Here is a 17,395-nt window from a genome sequence, read left to right as displayed (position 1 = left end):
TTGAGCCTCTGCAATTTCGGCAGGGGCTCTTCGTCTGTCCGGGGCCCCGTTGAGGCCGGCCCAGCACACCAATGACGCACCTGATCGGGAGAGTCCCACCATGACCGCGAGCACCGCGCAGCCCAGCGACACCGCGCAGCCCAGCGACACCGCGCAGCCTGGCGACACCGCCGGCGATTCCCCGCCGTTTCGCTACACCGCCGCGCTGGCCAACCAGATCGAGACGCGCTGGCAGCAGGAATGGGCCGACCGCGGCACCTTCAACGCCCCCAACCCCAGCGGTGAGTTGAGCGAGGGCTTCCAGCGGCTGGCCGGCAAGCCGCACACCTACATCCTGGACATGTTTCCCTACCCTTCCGGCGCCGGGCTGCACGTCGGGCACCCGCTGGGTTACCTCGGCACCGACGTCTACGCCCGCTACCGGCGGATGTGCGGTGAGAACGTCCTGCACACCATGGGGTTCGACGCCTTCGGCCTGCCGGCCGAGCAGTACGCGCTGCAGACGGGTCAGCATCCGGCGAGGACCACCGACGACAACATCGTCACCTTCCGCCGCCAGTTGCGGGCGCTGGGCCTGGGCCACGACCAGCGCCGCGTGGTCGCCACCACCGACCCCGAGTTCTACCGCTGGACGCAGTGGATCTTCCTGCAGATCTTCAACTCTTTCTACGACCACGAGGCCGACGGCGGCGTGGGCCGGGCGCGCCCGATCTCCGAGCTGATCACCGAGTTCGACGCCGGCGCCCGGGAGCCCGAAGCCGGCAGCAACGACTTCGGCAAGCCCTGGTCCGAGCTGGACGACGTCCAGCGCCGCAGCGTCATCGACCGGCACCGGCTGGCCTATGTCGCCAACCTGCCGGTCAACTGGTGCCCCGGCCTGGGCACCGTGCTGGCGAATGAGGAGGTGACCGCGGACGGGCGCTCCGAGCGCGGCAACTTTCCGGTGTTCCGCAAGCCGCTGGCGCAGTGGATGCTGCGGATCACCGCCTACGCCGACCGCCTGCTGGCCGACCTGGACCACATCGACTGGCCTGAGAAGGTCCGCACGATGCAGAAGAACTGGATCGGCCGGTCGGTCGGCGCGCACATCTCGTTTCCCACGCCGGCAGCCGAGCTGACGGTGTTCACCACGCGTCCGGACACGCTGTTCGGCGCCACCTACCTGGTGCTGGCGCCGGAGCACCCGCTGGTCGCAGAGCTGATCCCGCCGGCCTGGCCCGAGGGCGTCTCGCCGCAGTGGACCGGCGGCTACGCCACACCGGCCGAGGCGGTCACCGCCTACCAGGCGCAAGCCGCGGCCAAGACCGACATCGACCGGCAGGGCGCTGACGCCAAGGTCAAGTCAGGCGTGTTCACCGGGGCGTTCTCGACCAACCCGGTGACGGGCGCCGATCTGCCGGTCTTCATAGCCGACTACGTCCTGATGGGCTACGGCACCGGGGCGATCATGGCGGTGCCCGGCCAGGACGAGCGGGACTGGGACTTCGCGGAGTCCTTCGGCCTGCCGATCGTGCGCACCGTCCAGCCCAGCGAGGGCTTCGACGGCAAAGCCTTCACCGGCGACGGCCCGGCGATCAACTCGGCCAACGCCGAGCTGGACCTCAACGGCCTGGGCGTCACCGAGGCCAAGGCGGCCACCATCGCCTACCTGGAGCGCACCGGCGCCGGACGCGGCGCCACCACCTACCGGTTGCGTGACTGGCTGTTCAGCCGGCAGCGCTACTGGGGCGAGCCGTTCCCGATCGTCTACGACTCCAACGACCAGCCGGTCGCCCTGCCGGCCGAGATGCTGCCGTTGCTGCTGCCCGAGACCAACGACTTCACCCCGAAGTCCTATCCGGCCGATGACGCCGCCTCAGACCCCGAGCCGCCGCTGGGCAGGCTGAGCGACTGGGTCACCGTCGAGCTGGACCTGGGCGAGGGCCTGAAGACCTACCGCCGTGAGACCAACACCATGCCCAACTGGGCGGGGTCGTGCTGGTACGAGCTGCGCTACCTGGACCCGGCCAACTCCTCGGCGCCGGTGGACCGGGAGGTGGAGGAGTACTGGATGGGCCCCTCGCCGCAGCGCCCGCTCGGCGGTGTGGACCTCTACGTCGGCGGTGTCGAGCACGCCGTGCTGCACCTGCTGTACGCGCGGTTCTGGCACAAGGTGCTCTTCGACCTGGGCCACGTCTCCAGCCGCGAGCCCTTCCACCGGCTGGTCAACCAGGGGATGCTGCAGCTGCCGGCCTACACCAACGCCGACGGCTTCTACGTCGAGGCGGCCGAGGTGACCGAGCGCGACGGCGGCTTCTACTACCAAGGCGAGCCGGTCAACCGGGAGTTCGGCAAGATCGGCAAGAGCCTGAAGAACGTGATCACCCCGGACGAGTTCGTGGCCGCCTTCGGCACCGACACCTTCCGGCTGTTCGAGATGTTCTCAGGCCCGCTGGACCAGTCACGGCCCTGGGACGCCAAGGCCATCGTCGGGCCGTACCGGCTGCTGCAGCGAATCTGGCGGGTGGTGCTGGACGAGCAGACCGGCCAGCCGCACGTGGCCGACGTCGAGGTGCCGCTGGAGCTCAACCGGCTGCTGCACCGGACCATCGCCGCCGTGCGAGAGGGCTATGAGACGCTGCGGTTCAACACCTCGATCGCCCGGATCACCGAGCTGAACAACGCCGTCACGCAGGCCTACCCCGACGGCGGCGCCCCGCGGGCGGTGGCCGAGGCGCTGGCGCTGATGCTGGCGCCGCTGGCGCCGCACGCCGCCGAGGAGCTGTGGGCCAAGCTCGGCCACCAGCAGTCACTGGCCTGGGCGGAGTTCCCGCCGGTCGACGAGGCGATGCTGGTGGATGACGCCATCGAGGTGCCGGTGCAGGTCAACGGCAAGGTCCGCTCGGTCATCTCCGTCGCCGCCGCCGCCGATCCGGCCGCCATGGAGGCCGCCGCCCGGGCCGATGAGAAGGTCCTCGCGGCCCTGCAGGGCAAGCCCACCAGGCGAGTCATCACGGTCCCGGGCAGGTTGATCAACTTCGTCGTCTAACGTTCGGCAGATGGCGGCTCAGCAGCAGGTCACGGTGGTCACCGACTCGACCTCCTACCTGCCCGCCGGGTTGGCCGACGAGCTGAACGTAAAGGTCGTGCCGCTGCAGGTGCAGCTGGGCGGGCGGACCGGGCTGGAGGGCCAGGACGTCACCCCGGCCGACGTGACCGCTGCGTTGCGGGTCCGGACGGCGGTGACCACCTCACGCCCGACGCCGGCGGAGTTCGTCGAGGTCTACCGCTCGGCGCTGGACGCCGGCGCCAGCACGGTGGTCTCGCTGCACCTGTCCGCGGAGCTGTCGGGCACCTGTGACTCGGCCCGGCTGGCCGCGGGCGAGTTCGAGCCGGACGTGATCCGGGTGATCGACTCGCGCTCGACGGCGATGGCGCTGGGGTTCGCGGTGCTGGCCGCCGCCCGGGCCGCTGCCACCGGCGCCGGGCCGCAGGACGTGGAGCAGGCCGCCCGCACCACCCTGGGCCGGACGTCGGCGCTGTTCTACGTCGACTCGCTGGAGTGGCTGCACCGCGGCGGCCGGATCGGCTCGGCGGCGGCGAGGTTCGGCACCGCGCTGGCGGTCAAGCCGCTGCTGCACCTGTCCGACGGGCGGATCATGCCGCTGGAGAAGGTGCGCACCGCGTCCAAGGCGATCGCCCGGCTGGTCCAGCTGACCGTGCAGAGAGCAGGCTCAGACCCGGTGGACGTCGCGGTGCAGCACCTGGCAGCCCCCGGCCGGGCCGCCGAGGTCGCCGGCCTGCTCAAGCAGGGGCTGCCCAACCTGGGCCAGCTGTACGAGTCCGAGGTGGGGGCGGTGGTCGGCGCGCACGTCGGGCCGGGGCTGCTCGGGGTCGTCGTCAGCAGGCGCTGATCATGGGACTCGCGGAGGTCCCGGGTCTAGTCAGCGCACCCGGCTGCAGTTCAATGAACGCCGGTGATGCTCGACTCGTCCCCGGCGCCGACCTGGTCAGTGACCACAGGCCGGCTGTCAGGCCCGCTGGCGGCATTAGCGATCTTGCTGATGGCAGGCGGCACCGGTTTGCCGTTAGCGGTATTGCGCTCGACGATCATCTTGGCGGCAGCCTGCTGGGCCTTGGTGACATACACGCGCTTAGCCATGGTCGCCGGTCCCCTCGTCGGTGTCGTCCTCTGATGGTAATGACGACTCGTCGTCTAGGGGGTGCGCGGCACTTCGGGCTGGGCCGGCAGCTCGGACCACTGCCACTGGCTCGTCGGTCCCCTCGGCTTCCTTGATCTCATCGACCACGTTCTTCACCACAGCGTCCAGGGCAGCGTCAACGAAGGCTTGCACGTCCTTGTCGTTGAGGTTGGATGCTGCCAGCGCTTGAAGTTGGCTCAGTCCGAGCCGGAATGCGGCCTCGTCCTCGCTGATTGCCATCTCAGCAGCCCACTCAAGGGTCCTCATGACCTGCTCACGTCGAGAACGCTTCTCCAACTCCTTGGCATCACGACGAGTCAGAAGCTGGCCGAGGAGAACACCTGCTAGGGCGGTGCCCGGCGTGCCAAAGCTGATGGCATAGACCGCCCAGGTCGGTAGCTCGGTAGTAGCACTCACGACGAGCGAGCCTATGGACCGTGGTCGCACCCGTAGCGATGGCTTACTGATCTGTGCACAGTCGGCGAATTGATCCACACCGATGGTTGAGGCGGTGCGGGTCATCATCTGACCGGCGAGGGCGACTTCCTCCGTCAGCCCTTCGGACTGATTTTCTCGTCAGCCCTTCGGGCAGTGCCCGGTGCCGATGGGGAACCGCGAGTTGAACGTGTAGTTGCCGCCGCGTCCGGTGTTCAGCGTGACGTACAGGCCTTCTTGAGAGATGCAGGCCCGCTTGTCCTGGCTCTCCATGCCCAGCCAGCGGTACCAGCGCAGCCGCACCCTGATCGAGCTGTTCGCCGGCACCGCCACCACGATCGCGTCCGGTTGCTGGCTGATCACCCGGGCCGGCGGGTCGACCAGCGGTGAGAAGCCCAGCACCTCATACAGCGTCCAGTGCTCGTTGCGCCAGACCGGGTCGAGGTAGGGCAGGTCCGTCGAGATCAGCGCCAACTCGTTCTTGCCGAACCGGGTCAGCTCGGCGTCAGGCACGGCGACGTACTGCACCGCGTTGTCGGTGAGGAACGTGCGGTAGGACTCCTCGGTCGGCTTCTGCTTGTAGAACACCGCGTCGTTGAGCCGGACGTCGGTCTGGCGCAGCCAGCCCCGGGCCAGCGGCACGCCGCGGGCCAGGTAGACCGAGTCCCAGTGGCCGGCGAGCTCGGGCACCTCCACCCGTCCGGTGAGCGGGCCGCGGGACCTGATGCCCTCGATCAGGGCGTTGTAGTAGGCGCTGTAGCCGCTGACCCGGCCGGTGCTGGCGATCGCGCCCGGGTTGACCGGCAGCTGCACCGCCAGGATGACCGCCAGCGCCAGCGCGGTCAGCGTCCGGTTTCGCCAGTGCACGAATGACGCCGCGATCGGCAGCGCGAACAGCAGGCTGAGCCTGGTCGAGTTCGAGCCGACCGGGGTGGGCAGCGCGAAGGCCGCGATGAGCATGACGATCCCGATCCCGGCGCCGAGCCGGATCGGGTGGCAGCGGCGGGGCACGGTGGCCAGCACGATCGCCAGCGCGGTCAGCGACTTCAGGAAGTCCAGGAAGCTGAACGGCTGATGGCCGCCGTCGCCGAAGATCACCGAGATGACCGTCATGGACAGCCCGGCCGGCACGATCAGCACCGCCGCCGCGACCGGCCGCCGCAGTAGCAACGCCACCCCGCCGGCCACGCAGAGCAGCAGGCCCGCCACCGGGCTGGCGCCACCGCACAGCAGGCTGAACAGCGCCGCCAACGGAACCGCCAGCCAGCGGGGCATCCGGTTGGTGGTGAACAGGGTGACCGCGATCAACCCGCAGGTCAGGCCGCAGGCGAAGGTGATCCGGCCCTCGACCACGTTGGCCACCTGGGTCACCGCCGCGGCCAGGCCGCCCAGGATCGGGCGGGCCGGGCGCAGCCGGTGCAGCAGCCGGGTCGTGTACCAGGTGCCGATCACCGCGGCCAGCGCGCCGGTGACCTTGGTGCCTATGTAGGCCATCAGCGTCGAGGCCCACAGCGTGTAGCCGTACTCGACGGTGCCGCCGAACCACCGGAAGTCGATGATCGAGACGGGGTACTCGGCGGCGAAGTCGGCCCGGGCAAGCTGGGCGGCCAGGTCGGTGTTCATCGGCGGCAGCAGCAGAAAGCCCCAGGCCAGCAGAGCAGCGAACGCGGTGGCGATCAGGGCCGGTCGGTAGCCGGAGTTCCACAGACGCCTGAGGAAGGGGACCGGACGCCACGACGTGCCGGCCGCCGCGGCGGCCGAAGCGGTGGGCACGGACACAGGCACACTGGGCAGTCTCCCATCCATGACTAGGTGCTTTTCCCGGCGCGGTGCTTTCCCGGCGCGCCCACCAGAGCGAGGAGGGCTCTGTCGGGTGGGGTGGCGGTTCGCTCGCTTGGCATCGAATAATGGTGTGAGCGCGTCGTCCACAGAGTTCGACGTCCTCCACAGTCGGCCTGCGAGCCGGCATCTCGGAGAGCCGGCTCCCTAACGTCGTCCAGGTGCAACGGGGCTACGAGCGGCGCGGAGTGACGGCCGGGCTGGCTGGCGCGGTCAGCCTGGTCAGCGGATTGATCGGCCGGCTGCTGGGCAGCCCGGTCGCGGCCCGGCTGGGCGCGCTGGAACCCGGCGGCCCGTCGCTGAGCGACGCCCGGTGCAACCCCGGCGGCCGGGGAGTGCTGGCGATGGCCGTGGTCACCGCGGTGACGGTGCTGGTGGCCGGCGGCTGGGTGCTGGCGGCGCGCCCGCGCCCGATGCTGGCCGCCGACTCGGCGCCGGTGGGCTCGTTGGCCAGCAGCGCCGCCTCGTCGGCGCCGGCGCCGGGCGGCTCGTTGACGTCCCCGCGGGCCGGCCGGAGCGGCCCGGCGGCGCCCGTGACCGGCTCGCCGCAGGTCGTGGTGGACGTGGCAGGCAAGGTGCGCAAGCCCGGCGTCTACCGGTTGCCGGCCGGCTCTCGGGTGAATGACGCGGTGCGAGCGGCGGGCGGGCTGCTGAGCGGGGTGGACCCGGCACTGGTGAACCAGGCCCGCAAGCTGGCCGACGGCGAGCAACTGCTGATCGGACTGGCCACGCCGGCAGACGGCGACACCGGCGCCGCGTCGGCCGGTGGCGGCGCGCCGGCCGGTGGCGGTCCGGGCATCGGCGGTCCGGCAGCGGGTGGGCCGGCAGCGGGTGACGGCCCGCTCGACCTCAACTCGGCCACCCTCGCCCAGCTCGACAGCCTGCCCGGCGTCGGGCCGGTGCTGGCTCAGCGCATCGTGGACTGGCGCACCGAGCACGGCCGGTTCGACTCCGTCGAGCAGTTGAACAGCGTCTCCGGGATCGGCGACAGCAAGTTCGCCGACCTCAAGCCGCTGGTGGTCCTCAGATGAGCGAGCCGATCGACCTGCGGCTGGGGCTCGGCGCCCTGGCCGGCTGGGCGGCGGTGCTCTGGGCGCTGGGGCACGGCGCCGGCGCGGTCGCCCTGGCGGCCCTGGCAGCGGCGCTGGCCGCGGCGCTGCTGGCCTTCGCCGCCCGTTGGCGGCCGGTGCTGCTCATCGGGGCGTTCGCCGCCTGCTGCTCCAGCGCGCTGCTCGCACCGCTGGCCGCCCGGCTGCATGCCGCCCATGACGGTGAGCTGGCCAGGCTGGCCCGTGCCGCAGTGGAGGTCAGCGCCGAGCTCGAGGTGCGCGGCGATCCACGGCCGTTGGGTTCCGTCGGCGCCGCCGGCTCGCCGCGGATGGCCGTCGACGCCCGGCTGCGGGCGATCACGGTCGACGGCCGGCGCGCCACGCTGTCGGGCTCGGTGCTGGTGCTGGGGCCCTCCGACGCCTGGCGGGGAGTGCTGCCCGGTCAACGGGTCCGGTTGAGCGGCCGGTTGAGCCCGCCGTTGTCGGACAACCTGCTGACGGCCACCGTCCTGGCGCGTTCGGAGCCTGAGCTGCTCGGCCGCCCGCCCTGGTGGCAACGCGGCGCCGGTGAAGTGCGCTCGGGCCTGCGACAGGCGGCGGCCGGGCTGCCGCCGCTGCCCCGTGGGCTGCTGCCCGGCCTAGTCGAGGGTGACACCAGCGAACTCGATCCGGTGCTGGAAGAGCGGTTCCGGGTGGCCGGGCTCTCGCACCTGACCGCGGTCAGCGGAACCAACCTGTCGCTGACGATCGGCGCGGTGGCGTTGCTGCTGAGGCGGCTGCGGGCCTCGCCGACGATGATCGCGCTGGTCAGCATGGTGGTGCTCATCGGCTTCGTGGTGCTCGCGCGGCCCTCGCCGAGCGTGCTCCGGGCGGCGGTGATGGCGGGCATCGCCCTTCTCGCGCTGGCCACCGGGCGCCAGCGCGCGGCCTTGCCGGTGCTGGGCGCGACAGTCTTCGGGCTGCTGCTGTGGCAGCCGGGCCTGGCGGTCGACTTCGGCTTCGCGCTCTCGGTCGTCGCGACGGCGGCGTTGCTGCTGCTGGCACCGGGCTGGACCCAGGCGTTGCGCCGTCGGCGGGTGCCGGCCGGGCTGGCTGAAGCGCTGGCGGTCGCCGCCGCGGCCCACCTGGCCACGGTGCCGATCGTCGCCGGCATCAGCGGCCGGGTAAGCCTGGTGGCCATCCCGGCGAACGTGCTCGCCGAGCCGGTGGTCGCGGCCGCGACCCTCCTCGGATTGCTGGCGGCGCTCAGCTCGGTGGTGTGGATGCCGCTGGCGGCGCTGCTCGCGCAGCTGGCCGGCTGGCCGTGCCGGTGGCTGGTCTGGGTGGCGGAGTGCTTCGGGTCGCTGTCGGGCGCCTCGCTGCCCTGGCCGGCCGGCGTCCGCGGCGGGTTGCTGCTCGCCGCGCTGAGCGCCGTGGTGGTGCTGCTCTGCCGCCGGCCGGCCGCCAGGGTGCTGGTGGGAATCGCGACCGTGCTCGGGGTGCTGATCCAGATCCCGGGCCGGGCGGTGCTGGTGGGCTGGCCACCGCCCGGCTGGGTCGTGGTCGCCTGCGACGTGGGTCAGGGCGACGCGCTGGTGCTCAACGCGGGACCGGGCAGCGGGGTGGTCATCGACGCCGGTCCCGACCCGGTGGCGGTGGACCGCTGCCTGCGCGAGTTGGGGGTGAACCGGATTCCGGTGCTGGTGCTCAGCCATGACCATCTCGACCACGTCGGCGGCCTGTCAGGGGTGCTGCACCAGCGTCAGGTCGGCCGGGTGCTCAGCTCACCGCTGCCCGAGCCGGACGGCGGTCACCGGCTGGTGCTGTCGGCGCTGGCCGGCCACCGGTTACGGCTCGAGCCCGCCGTCGCCGGCCAGCGCGTCGACGCCGGTCAGAGCCGCCTCGACGTGCTCGGCCCGAGCCACGTGTTCCTCGGCTCGCGCTCGGACCCGAACAACTCCTCGGTGGTGCTGCGGGCGACGGTGGCGGGCGTGCGGATCCTGCTGCCCGGCGACGCCGAGATCGAGGCTCAGGACGAACTGCTCAGCGCCGGCGTGGACCTGCGCGCCGACATCCTCAAAGCGCCGCACCACGGCAGCGCGTACTCCGACCCGGCGTTCCTGCAGGCGGCCCACGCCCGCCTGGCGTTGATCTCGGCCGGGGTCGACAACGGCTACGGTCACCCGTCCCCGCTGCTGCTGGCCGAGCTGGCCCGCCTCGGGGTGCCGGTGGCCCGCACCGACCAGCAGGGCGACATCGCGGTGGTCAATCAGGATGGCCGGCTGGTTCCGGTCGTCCGTGCCGCCAGGTCGGCCGGTTGAACAGCGCTTGACCTTGCCGCGACGTCAACCTCTACCGTCGCTGGTGAGCTGCTCGTCAGCGGGCTCATGATCAGCCCACGAGCAGCTGACGGCACGAGTGCGATGAGAAGAGGGGGCGGCGGCGTGTCCTGGTCGATCGTCGAGGTGGCCCGGATGTCGGGGGTCAGCTCGCGGGCGCTGCGGCATTACGACGAGATCGGCCTGCTGCCGCCGTCGCATATCGGCGCCAACGGCTACCGCCACTACGAGCAGGCCGAGCTGCTGCGGCTGCAGCAGATCCTGCTGCTGCGCGAGCTGGGCCTGGGGCTGGCCGAGATCGCCGGCATTCTCGACAGCCAGCTCGACCAGGTGCAGGCGCTCCGCGAGCACCACCAGCGGTTGCTGCGCGAGCGGGACCGGCTCGGGGTGCTCGCCCGCACCGTCGCCCGGACCATTGACCAACTGGATGCGCAGGCAAGTGCCGATGCGCAGGCAAGAACCGATGCGCACGCAAGTGCCGATGCCCAAGCGAGAACCGATGTGGAGGCAAGAACCGCGATGACCGAGATCAACCGGCCGGAGAACCTGTTCGAGGGATTCGACCCGTCGGCTTATGAGCAGGAGGCACGCCAGCGCTGGCCACAGGAATGGGAGCAGTCGGCCAGGTTCACCGCGACCCTGACACCGCAGGACATCGAGCGGATGCAGCGTGAGATGACGGCGGCCATGATCCGGATGGCGGAGCTGATGGCCGCCGGCACGCCGGTCGAGGACGCCGACGTGCAGGCCGAGGTCGACGCCGCCTACCAGGCTGTCTGCCGGTTCTGGACTCCGGACGCCGCCGCGTTCACGAACCTGGGCCGGATGTACGTCGAGGACGAGCGCTTCAAAGCCACCTACGACCGGATCGCCGACGGGCTGGCCGAGTTCTACCGTGACGCGATGGCCTGCTACGCCGACACCACGCTCAGTTGACCGGCCCACGAGTCCCTCGCGAGCCGAGGACGCGGCAGCAGGGGCGCACCACGAACCTCAGGCAAGACGAGCCTCAGCGCGACGCGACCCGTCGGCGAGATGAGCCTCAGCGCGACGCGGCCCGCAGGGCGAGTTGTTCAATCCGGCCCACTCGGACATCGAGCGTGACCGACCAACCGGCCCGGTTCAGCGCCCGCACCTGGCCGGCGCCGTTGGTCACGAACAGCCAGCGGCTGTCCGGTGACCAGACGAAGGCGCGGCCTCCCAGGGTCTGATTCGAGTTGGTCGTCACGCCGGTCACCCGGTCGGCGTCGTTGGCCAGGTCGATCAGATGAACGTTGCTGCCGCCCACGCCGTTGGGTTGCAGCAACGCGGCCATCCTGCCGTCCGGTGAGACGGCGCCGGCGGTCTGCTCGTAAGAGTCCAGCGGGGTCCTCAGAGCGCGTCGCGTGCCGCTGGCGCGGTCGATCACCACGCCGGCGCAGTGGTAGCGCTCATCGCATTCCCGCGCGAGCCAGTGGGTGGGGCCGACCGCCAGCAGCGTTCCGCTGGTGATCCGGTGCATGCCGTCCGGCCGGGCGTCGTACATGCCGCCGATCCCGAACATCAGGACGTTGCCCGCCCGGTCTGAGGCCTGGACGGTCGCGTCCTGAGGTATGGGAATCTGGACGCCGGCCGGGCGGCCGTCCAGGGTGAGCAGCGTCAACGCCGATCCGGTGCCGGCCCGGGTCTCTGCCCACAGGTGCCGCTGATCCGGCCCGGGCAGCATTGCGACGGCCTGGTTGAGAGCCGGAGGCGGTCGAGTGGCCGGCTTTCCGTCGTGCACGACATAACCGGGGACCCAGTCCATCGGATGGACGATCGCCCGGTCCTGCCCGACCACGAAGAAGATCGGGCTGGCACTGCCCAACAGCGGAACCTTGGTGCGGGTGATCCGGCCGGCCGCAAGCTCCATCCGCACCACGACGCCCGGACCTTGCCCGAACAGCTCCCAGTCAGCGGGGACGGCGAGCAACGGCCGGCCCAGTTCGGTGACCGCCACCGTGCTCGCATCCACGGTTGCCGGCCCCGCCGTGGAATCGGCCGTTGCCGCGCCCGGCTGCGGCGCCCCCAGTGGACCTGTGCTTCCGGAGGGCGACGCCGGCGACGGCCCGGCGGGCGAGGCGGAATGCGAGATGGCCGGAGCGACGATGGCCGCCCCGGCCGACGGCCGGTCGGCGCCGGTCAGCAGCTGGGCGCCATCCTGGGTCCGGATCAGCAGCAGCGCCGCCACCATCGCGACGGCCAGCGCGCCCCACCACCGCCAGCGTCGAGGGCGACGACGGCCGCTGTTCGGGTCTAGATCGCTCCCCAGGTCGAGCCAATGCACCGTGTCCGACTCGGCGTCGCGTTCGTCCACCCTTGCATCATCCTCCGGCCACCCCGGTTCTCCCACCTGCCTGCCGGATTCCAGGCAGCGGGCCAAGCCCAGCGGCGGCACTTCACTTCTACTCCATGACAAGGTAATTCGGATAGATTCGGCCAGCTCCTTGCCACTCACCCTCCGGGGCGTGCCCCCAAACCGACCGACCCGCGCGCAAACCCACCCCAATGTGCAACAGTTCCGTTTCAGCGCACGTTAGAAGGGCATGACGACACAGATCGCCGCTTCTCCGGCGATGCGGTTGCGGCGCGGCCGGCTCTCAGCCGCCCGCTCGACGTCCAGGGCGGAGGCGGCGGTGCCCGACATCGGCTTCGAGACCGCAAGAGGTCAGAGCCTGGGCGACTTCGCGCGCCGGCATGGCTTGGGCCTGACCCGGTTCGCCTACCTCGTCAGCGGCGACCGCGACCGGGCCGATGACCTCGTCCAGGACGTGATGCTGGCCATGCATCGGCGCTTCGGCGACCGGCTGGAGATCGAGCAGCCCGTGGCCTACGCCCGGCGGGCGATCGTCAACGCCAACATCAGCTGGTCGCGGCGCCGGTCCAGCACCGAACTGCTCACCGCCACCGATGTGGACCGTCCGGTCCACGACCTGGACCCGGGGTCCGGCGACGAGCTGTGGCAGCTGCTGGCCGGGTTGCCGCACCGACAACGGGTGGTGCTGGTGATGCGCTACTACCTCGGTTACGACGACGCTGAGATCGCCGGGACGCTCGGCTGCCGGCGGGGGACCGTCCGCAGCCTGGCCTCGCGGGCGCTGGCCGACCTGCGGACCTCGGGCACCGTCTTCCTGCTGAGCCCCTCCGACGACGGGACGAGCCGATGAACGCCCCTCACGGCGATGACCTGGAGCGCCGGCTGACCGAGCTCTTTCAGCAACGGGCGGCCACCGTCACCCATGCCCGGCGGGTCGACCTGGACTCCCATCACAGCGACCGGACCGCGGTAGCTCCGAAGTCGGCCAGGTTCGGCACGCTACGTGAGAACCTCGGACTGCTGGCGGCGGCAGTGGTGGTGTTCGCCGCGATCGTCGGCACTGTCGTGGGAATTCAAGCAGGCCTGTCCGGCGGGGGACAAGGCTCAAACAGCGGGGCTGGGATTAGCAGCGGGGCTGGGATTAGCAGCGGAGATAGCGCCGCGGGAAATAGGGCGAACCCGTCGTGCGTGGTCGCGGCGCCGCCCAGCTGGCGGCAGGCGATCGACGCCGGGGCGTATCCGGTGGACAAGAGCCTCAACGCGGTGGTCAGCGCCAATGGCGGCACCGGCGACTACCTCGCCATCCAGGGCAATGAGCCGGCGGACCGGACCTCGCAGATCTACTCCGACCTCGTGCTCGCGCTGTTCCACGGCAGCACCGGTAAAGACATCTACACCCCGGCGAGCAGCAGCGACTTCCCCCAGGCGGATCCGACCGGTGCGATCACGGCCGACTGGGTCGCCTTCGCCGTCGCGCGTCCGCAGAACCTCAGCTACAGCTACAAGGTGATGCTCTACGAACGCGGCACCGGCGTCACCCGCACCCTGGCCGAGAACGCAGAACAGCAGGGCAAGGTCGTCATGGGAGCGCCGGTCATCGCGGCAGGCAAGGTGTACTGGCTGGCCACGGTCTCCAACAAGCCCAAGATCACCACGCTGGAGTCCTGGGATCTCGCTCGGCGCTCGGCTGCCGGTTCGGTTCGAGCCGTGGACGCCACCGGACTGATCTCCTACGGCAGTGGTGTGGCGCTGATTTACGAACAGAGCACAGACGCCACTCGCACCCTCGGCAACGGCGCCGGCGCGCCGCTGACCAAGGCTCAGTTGGACGCCGCCAGAGGCGGTGGCAACTTCGGCTTCGACGGCGTCAGCAAACTGTCGTGGTTGCGCTATGAGGACAGATCGATCGGCTATTCCAACCTGGTCGTGGGCGGCGCCGGAGTGAACCACGAGCCGTTGATCCGACAGACCGGTGATTTCACTGCTCCAGCGATCTACACAGCCGGCATCCGTCCCGCGGTCTACCCGTTCACCGACGCCGTGGTGAACGGTGCGGCGGGCCTGCTGGACCTGCGTACCGGCACGCCTGTCGCACTGCCCGCGGGCCAGGTGTTGCAGGCGGTGGTGGGGGACCAGGTCGTCTTCGGAACCGGCTCTCATGAGGCGGGCGCGGCGTCGGGCGCGAGCGGGCTGAGCATCGTCTCGGTGAGCGATCTGCCTCCGGTGAGCTGCTGAATCTCTCAACCGGCCGGTTTGAAGGCCTGAACCAGCACCCGCTGGGAGTGCGAGACGAACGGCCCGGTTCGCTGGATCTGCTCGTGCAGCTCGGCGAGCCGGTCACGGTAACGCGACACCGAGAAGTCCGGGACGGTCCAGATCACCTTGCGCAGGAACACCACCACGGCGGCGATGTCGTCGAAGCGGACCTCCAGCGACTCGTGCCGGACGTTCTCGGCGTCCAGCCCGGCCGCGGTCAGCTCCCGAAGAGCGCGCTCGCTTCCATCGCCCTCCGGATGCGGCTGCGGCCCCATCAGGTACTCATACAGCTCCCGGTTGGAGCCGATGCCGATCTGCTGGGACAGGTAGCGGCCACCGGGGCGCAGCACCCTGGCGATCTCGTGCCACAGCACCACGGTCGGGTGCCGGCTCACCACCAGGTCGAAGGTCTCAGACCGAAACGGCAGCGGCTGGCCGTCCTCGGCCTGGACGACCGAGGCGCCCAGCGGGGCCAGGTTGCGGCGGGCGATCTGGACGTTCGGCGGCCACGACTCGGTCGCGCACAACAGGGCCGGTGGCGCGGGGACGCCGGCCAGCACCTCGCCGCCACCGGTCTGCAGGTCCAGCGCCGAGCCGGCCGCCGCCATCTGGCGCCTCATCAGCTCGGCGTAGCCCCAGGACGGGCGCTGCTCGCTGGCCCGCCCGTCGAACCAGGAGAAGTCCCAGCCCTGCACCGGCGCCGCCTCCGCCTCGGCGAGCAATCGGTCGAACAGCGAATCGGCGGGCATGGGCGCCAGAGTGCCAGACGCGCTGACACCGAGCGTCGGACCGGGCGCTGACGCCGAGCCGTCCCAGCGTTCGGCGCGGCCCTCGGCCATAGTGGTGCGGTGCCGACCTCGCCGCAGCCCCGAGCAACCGTCGTCCGGACCGGTGAGGGTGAGCTGATCGACGCCGCCGGCGTGGAGCACCTGTTCAAGCTCACCGGCCGGCACACCGACGGCCGGTTCGGCATCGAGCGGTTCACGGTGCCGCCGGCCACTCTGGGCGCCCGCCCGCACATCCACCGGGCCCACGACGAGCACTTCTACGTGCTGTCCGGTCGACTGACCGTGGCGACCGGTGACGGGGAGGCAGTGCTCGAACCGGGTGACCTGGCCTCGGCGTTGCGCGGCGCGGTGCACGGCTTTCGCAACGCCAGCGACGAGGTCGCGGCCGTGGCGCTGTGCATGTACACCCCGCCCGGCTACGAGCAGTACTTCCGCGACGTGCACACCGCCGTCGAGGCCGGGACGGAGTTGACGGTGGACCTGCTGCGCGACCTGCGCGCCCAGCACCACACCGAGAGCGTCTGAACGCGACCGGTGCGAGTGCCGGCGCCGGCGCGCGCGGACAAGCGCGCCGCTAGCGCACCACCCGGTACTTCAGGTGGGTGACAGCCGGTGAGGCGATCACCTGCGTCGGCTGCAGCATCGGGTTTCCGACGTCGACCAGCAACCGCTCGCCGGCGCCCAGGACGACCGGGACCAGGTGCAGGTGCAGCTCGTCGAGCAGGCCGGCCGCCAGGTACTGCTGGACGGTGTTGGCGCCACCGGCGATCGCGACGTTCTGGTCGCCGGCAGCTGCTCGGGCCAGTTCGAGCGCGGCCTCGATGCCGTCGTTGACGAAGGTGAAGGTGGTGCCGCCCTGCATCACCAGCGGCTGGCGCGGATGGTGGCTCAGCACGAAGACCGGCGCGTGGTAGGGCGGTTCGTCCCCCCACCAACCTGTCCAGCTCTCCTGCCAGGCCCCCTCGCCACCGCCGAACATCTTGCGTCCCATGATGTAGGCGCCCACTCCTTGGGTGGATTCGGCGACGACCTCGGAGTCAGTGTTGTGCTCACCGCCGTCCAGGCCGTGCTGCGCGCGCCAGCTGGCGGTCGAGAACACCCACTCATGCAGGCGCATCCCGCCCTCGCCGAGCGGATTCTCCAGGCTCTGGTTCGGCCCGGCGATGAAACCGTCGAGTGACACCGCGAGCTGGCAGGTGACCGATCGCACGAGAACCTCCATAGAGCGGCGATGCCCGAAAGCGGCGACCGCGTCTGTCGACTGTGACACGGAGGCTACCGTCCACATAGTTAGCTTGACAGCTAAATAACCGTCTGGTGAAATAGGTGCAGCCGAGGAGACAGACATGACCGTGACAGACGACCAGCTCGACGCCACCTTCACCGCGCTGGCCGATCCGACCCGCCGCGCGATGGTGGCCCGGCTGGCCCGAGCGGACGCCACGGTCAACGAGCTGGCCGAGCCGTTCGACCTGAGCCTGCCCGCGATCTCCAAGCACCTCAAGGTGCTCGAACGCTGCGGGCTCATCTCACGCACCCGGCAGGCCCAGTTCCGGCCCTGCCACCTCGAGCGAGAGGCGCTGGACTCGGCCCTGGACTGGATCGAGCAGAACCGGCGGGTCTGGACGCAGCGCTTCGACAAGCTCGACGAGCACCTGCGCCACCTCCAGCACCCCACCACAACCCACGAACGCCCCACTGACGAAAAGGGAATGGCCCCATGAGCGACGTCCAATCCGAACCTGGCGAACTCGTCTACACCCGGGTCTTCGAGGCGCCCCGAGAGCTGGTGTTCCGCTGCATGATCGAACCGGAGCACCTGACCCATTTCTGGGGGCCCGTCGGGATGAGCACGCCCCTGCAGAGCATCACCGTCGACGCGCGCCCGGGCGGGGTGTTCGAGACCGTCATGGTCAACGACGGCGACGGCAGCCAGTACCCGACCCGGGCGGTCTACGTCGAGGTCGTGGAGCCCGAGAGGCTGGTGTGGAACGAGCCGGGCAGCGGGATGAGGACCACCTCGAGCTTCTCCGACCTCGGCGGCTCCCGCACCGAGGTGCGGATCCACCAGGCCAACGTGCCGGAGGCGTACCGCAGCCCGCAGGCTCAAGCCGGCTTCGCCTCGTCGCTGGATCGCTTCGCCGGCTACCTGCAGTCCCTCACCGCCGACGCCCGACCCGCCTCAGATGGCTGA

Annotated in this window: 16 protein-coding genes; 10 read left to right on the top strand and 6 right to left on the bottom strand. The window is 70.7% G+C overall.

Annotated elements, in window-relative coordinates:
- Positions 1-100: 100 nt before the first annotated feature.
- Entirely contained in the window at positions 101-3,028 is a 2,928-nt protein-coding gene (gene leuS, locus VGB75_12135) for a leucine--tRNA ligase (GenBank protein HEY0167779.1), read from the top strand.
- Positions 3,029-3,038: 10 nt separating this feature from the next.
- Positions 3,039-3,893, top strand: a complete 855-nt coding sequence (locus tag VGB75_12130; GenBank protein ID HEY0167778.1) for a DegV family protein — start codon at positions 3,039-3,041, stop codon at positions 3,891-3,893.
- 50 nt (positions 3,894-3,943) lie between these two features.
- Here VGB75_12130 and VGB75_12125 read toward each other — a convergent pair whose 3' ends face one another.
- The 3 genes from VGB75_12125 to VGB75_12115 all read right to left on the bottom strand — a co-directional run bounded on the left by VGB75_12125 (position 3,944) and on the right by VGB75_12115 (position 6,401).
- Positions 3,944-4,141 (bottom strand): hypothetical protein, encoded by a 198-nt coding sequence (locus VGB75_12125; GenBank protein HEY0167777.1) that lies wholly within the window; start codon positions 4,139-4,141, stop codon positions 3,944-3,946.
- A complete protein-coding gene (locus VGB75_12120) occupies positions 4,134-4,598 on the bottom strand; it encodes a hypothetical protein (protein ID HEY0167776.1) in 465 nt (154 codons plus the stop codon). The genes VGB75_12125 and VGB75_12120 overlap by 8 nt, the downstream gene beginning before the upstream one ends.
- A gap of 159 nt (positions 4,599-4,757) precedes the next feature.
- Entirely contained in the window at positions 4,758-6,401 is a 1,644-nt protein-coding gene (locus tag VGB75_12115) for a hypothetical protein (GenBank protein ID HEY0167775.1), read from the bottom strand.
- 215 nt (positions 6,402-6,616) lie between these two features.
- Here VGB75_12115 and VGB75_12110 point away from each other — a divergent pair, with 215 nt between their 5' ends.
- The 3 genes from VGB75_12110 to VGB75_12100 all read left to right on the top strand — a co-directional run bounded on the left by VGB75_12110 (position 6,617) and on the right by VGB75_12100 (position 10,758).
- Positions 6,617-7,486, top strand: coding sequence for a ComEA family DNA-binding protein (locus VGB75_12110; GenBank protein ID HEY0167774.1), 870 nt, complete (start codon positions 6,617-6,619; stop codon positions 7,484-7,486).
- Positions 7,483-9,804, top strand: a complete 2,322-nt coding sequence (locus VGB75_12105) for a ComEC/Rec2 family competence protein (protein ID HEY0167773.1) — start codon at positions 7,483-7,485, stop codon at positions 9,802-9,804. The genes VGB75_12110 and VGB75_12105 overlap by 4 nt, the downstream gene beginning before the upstream one ends.
- Positions 9,805-9,906: 102 nt before the next feature.
- On the top strand, positions 9,907-10,758 hold the full coding sequence (locus tag VGB75_12100) for a MerR family transcriptional regulator (GenBank protein ID HEY0167772.1): 852 nt from the start codon (positions 9,907-9,909) through the stop codon (positions 10,756-10,758).
- Positions 10,759-10,864: 106 nt separating this feature from the next.
- Here the strand turns inward: VGB75_12100 and VGB75_12095 are convergent, their stop codons facing one another.
- Positions 10,865-12,157, bottom strand: a complete 1,293-nt coding sequence (locus VGB75_12095) for a hypothetical protein (GenBank protein ID HEY0167771.1) — start codon at positions 12,155-12,157, stop codon at positions 10,865-10,867.
- A 229-nt stretch (positions 12,158-12,386) separates the two neighbouring features.
- On the opposite strand from VGB75_12095, the gene VGB75_12090 reads away from it, so the two are divergent.
- Together VGB75_12090 and VGB75_12085 are read left to right on the top strand one after the other, a co-directional pair.
- On the top strand, positions 12,387-13,007 hold the full coding sequence (locus VGB75_12090) for a SigE family RNA polymerase sigma factor (GenBank protein ID HEY0167770.1): 621 nt from the start codon (positions 12,387-12,389) through the stop codon (positions 13,005-13,007).
- A complete protein-coding gene (locus VGB75_12085) occupies positions 13,004-14,392 on the top strand; it encodes a hypothetical protein (GenBank protein HEY0167769.1) in 1,389 nt (462 codons plus the stop codon). Before VGB75_12090 ends, VGB75_12085 begins: the two co-directional genes overlap by 4 nt.
- Positions 14,393-14,397: 5 nt before the next feature.
- On the opposite strand, the gene VGB75_12080 is transcribed toward VGB75_12085, so the two are convergent.
- Entirely contained in the window at positions 14,398-15,162 is a 765-nt protein-coding gene (locus tag VGB75_12080; GenBank protein HEY0167768.1) for a class I SAM-dependent methyltransferase, read from the bottom strand.
- Positions 15,163-15,261: 99 nt separating this feature from the next.
- On the opposite strand from VGB75_12080, the gene VGB75_12075 reads away from it, so the two are divergent.
- Complete coding sequence (locus VGB75_12075) at positions 15,262-15,726, top strand: cupin domain-containing protein (GenBank protein HEY0167767.1); 465 nt, start codon at positions 15,262-15,264, stop codon at positions 15,724-15,726.
- A 49-nt stretch (positions 15,727-15,775) separates the two neighbouring features.
- Here the strand turns inward: VGB75_12075 and VGB75_12070 are convergent, their stop codons facing one another.
- A complete protein-coding gene (locus VGB75_12070; protein ID HEY0167766.1) occupies positions 15,776-16,411 on the bottom strand; it encodes a dihydrofolate reductase family protein in 636 nt (211 codons plus the stop codon).
- A 136-nt stretch (positions 16,412-16,547) separates the two neighbouring features.
- Between VGB75_12070 and VGB75_12065 the strand changes: the two genes are divergently transcribed.
- Together VGB75_12065 and VGB75_12060 are read left to right on the top strand one after the other, a co-directional pair.
- The gene (locus VGB75_12065) at positions 16,548-16,925 is read left to right on the top strand and encodes a metalloregulator ArsR/SmtB family transcription factor (GenBank protein HEY0167765.1); all 378 of its coding nucleotides are present in this window, start codon (positions 16,548-16,550) and stop codon (positions 16,923-16,925) included.
- Positions 16,922-17,395 (top strand): SRPBCC domain-containing protein, encoded by a 474-nt coding sequence (locus VGB75_12060; protein ID HEY0167764.1) that lies wholly within the window; start codon positions 16,922-16,924, stop codon positions 17,393-17,395. Before VGB75_12065 ends, VGB75_12060 begins: the two co-directional genes overlap by 4 nt.

Source organism: Jatrophihabitans sp. (assembly GCA_036399055.1).
Taxonomy (GTDB): Bacteria; Actinomycetota; Actinomycetes; order Mycobacteriales; family Jatrophihabitantaceae; genus Jatrophihabitans_A.
This window is presented reverse-complemented; position numbering and strand designations above follow the sequence as displayed.

Bases quoted from the DNA above. Each gene is read 5' to 3' on its own strand.
- VGB75_12130 (HEY0167778.1), top strand. From the start codon at position 3,039: ATGGCGGCTCAGCAGCAGGTCACGGTGGTCACCGACTCGACCTCCTAC.
- leuS (HEY0167779.1), top strand. From the start codon at position 101: ATGACCGCGAGCACCGCGCAGCCCAGCGACACCGCGCAGCCCAGCGAC.
- VGB75_12090 (HEY0167770.1), top strand. From the start codon at position 12,387: ATGACGACACAGATCGCCGCTTCTCCGGCGATGCGGTTGCGGCGCGGC.
- VGB75_12100 (HEY0167772.1), top strand. From the start codon at position 9,907: ATGAGAAGAGGGGGCGGCGGCGTGTCCTGGTCGATCGTCGAGGTGGCC.
- VGB75_12060 (HEY0167764.1), top strand. From the start codon at position 16,922: ATGAGCGACGTCCAATCCGAACCTGGCGAACTCGTCTACACCCGGGTC.
- VGB75_12105 (HEY0167773.1), top strand. From the start codon at position 7,483: ATGAGCGAGCCGATCGACCTGCGGCTGGGGCTCGGCGCCCTGGCCGGC.
- VGB75_12085 (HEY0167769.1), top strand. From the start codon at position 13,004: ATGAACGCCCCTCACGGCGATGACCTGGAGCGCCGGCTGACCGAGCTC.
- VGB75_12065 (HEY0167765.1), top strand. From the start codon at position 16,548: ATGACCGTGACAGACGACCAGCTCGACGCCACCTTCACCGCGCTGGCC.
- VGB75_12080 (HEY0167768.1), bottom strand. From the start codon at position 15,162: ATGCCCGCCGATTCGCTGTTCGACCGATTGCTCGCCGAGGCGGAGGCG.
- VGB75_12125 (HEY0167777.1), bottom strand. From the start codon at position 4,141: ATGGCTAAGCGCGTGTATGTCACCAAGGCCCAGCAGGCTGCCGCCAAG.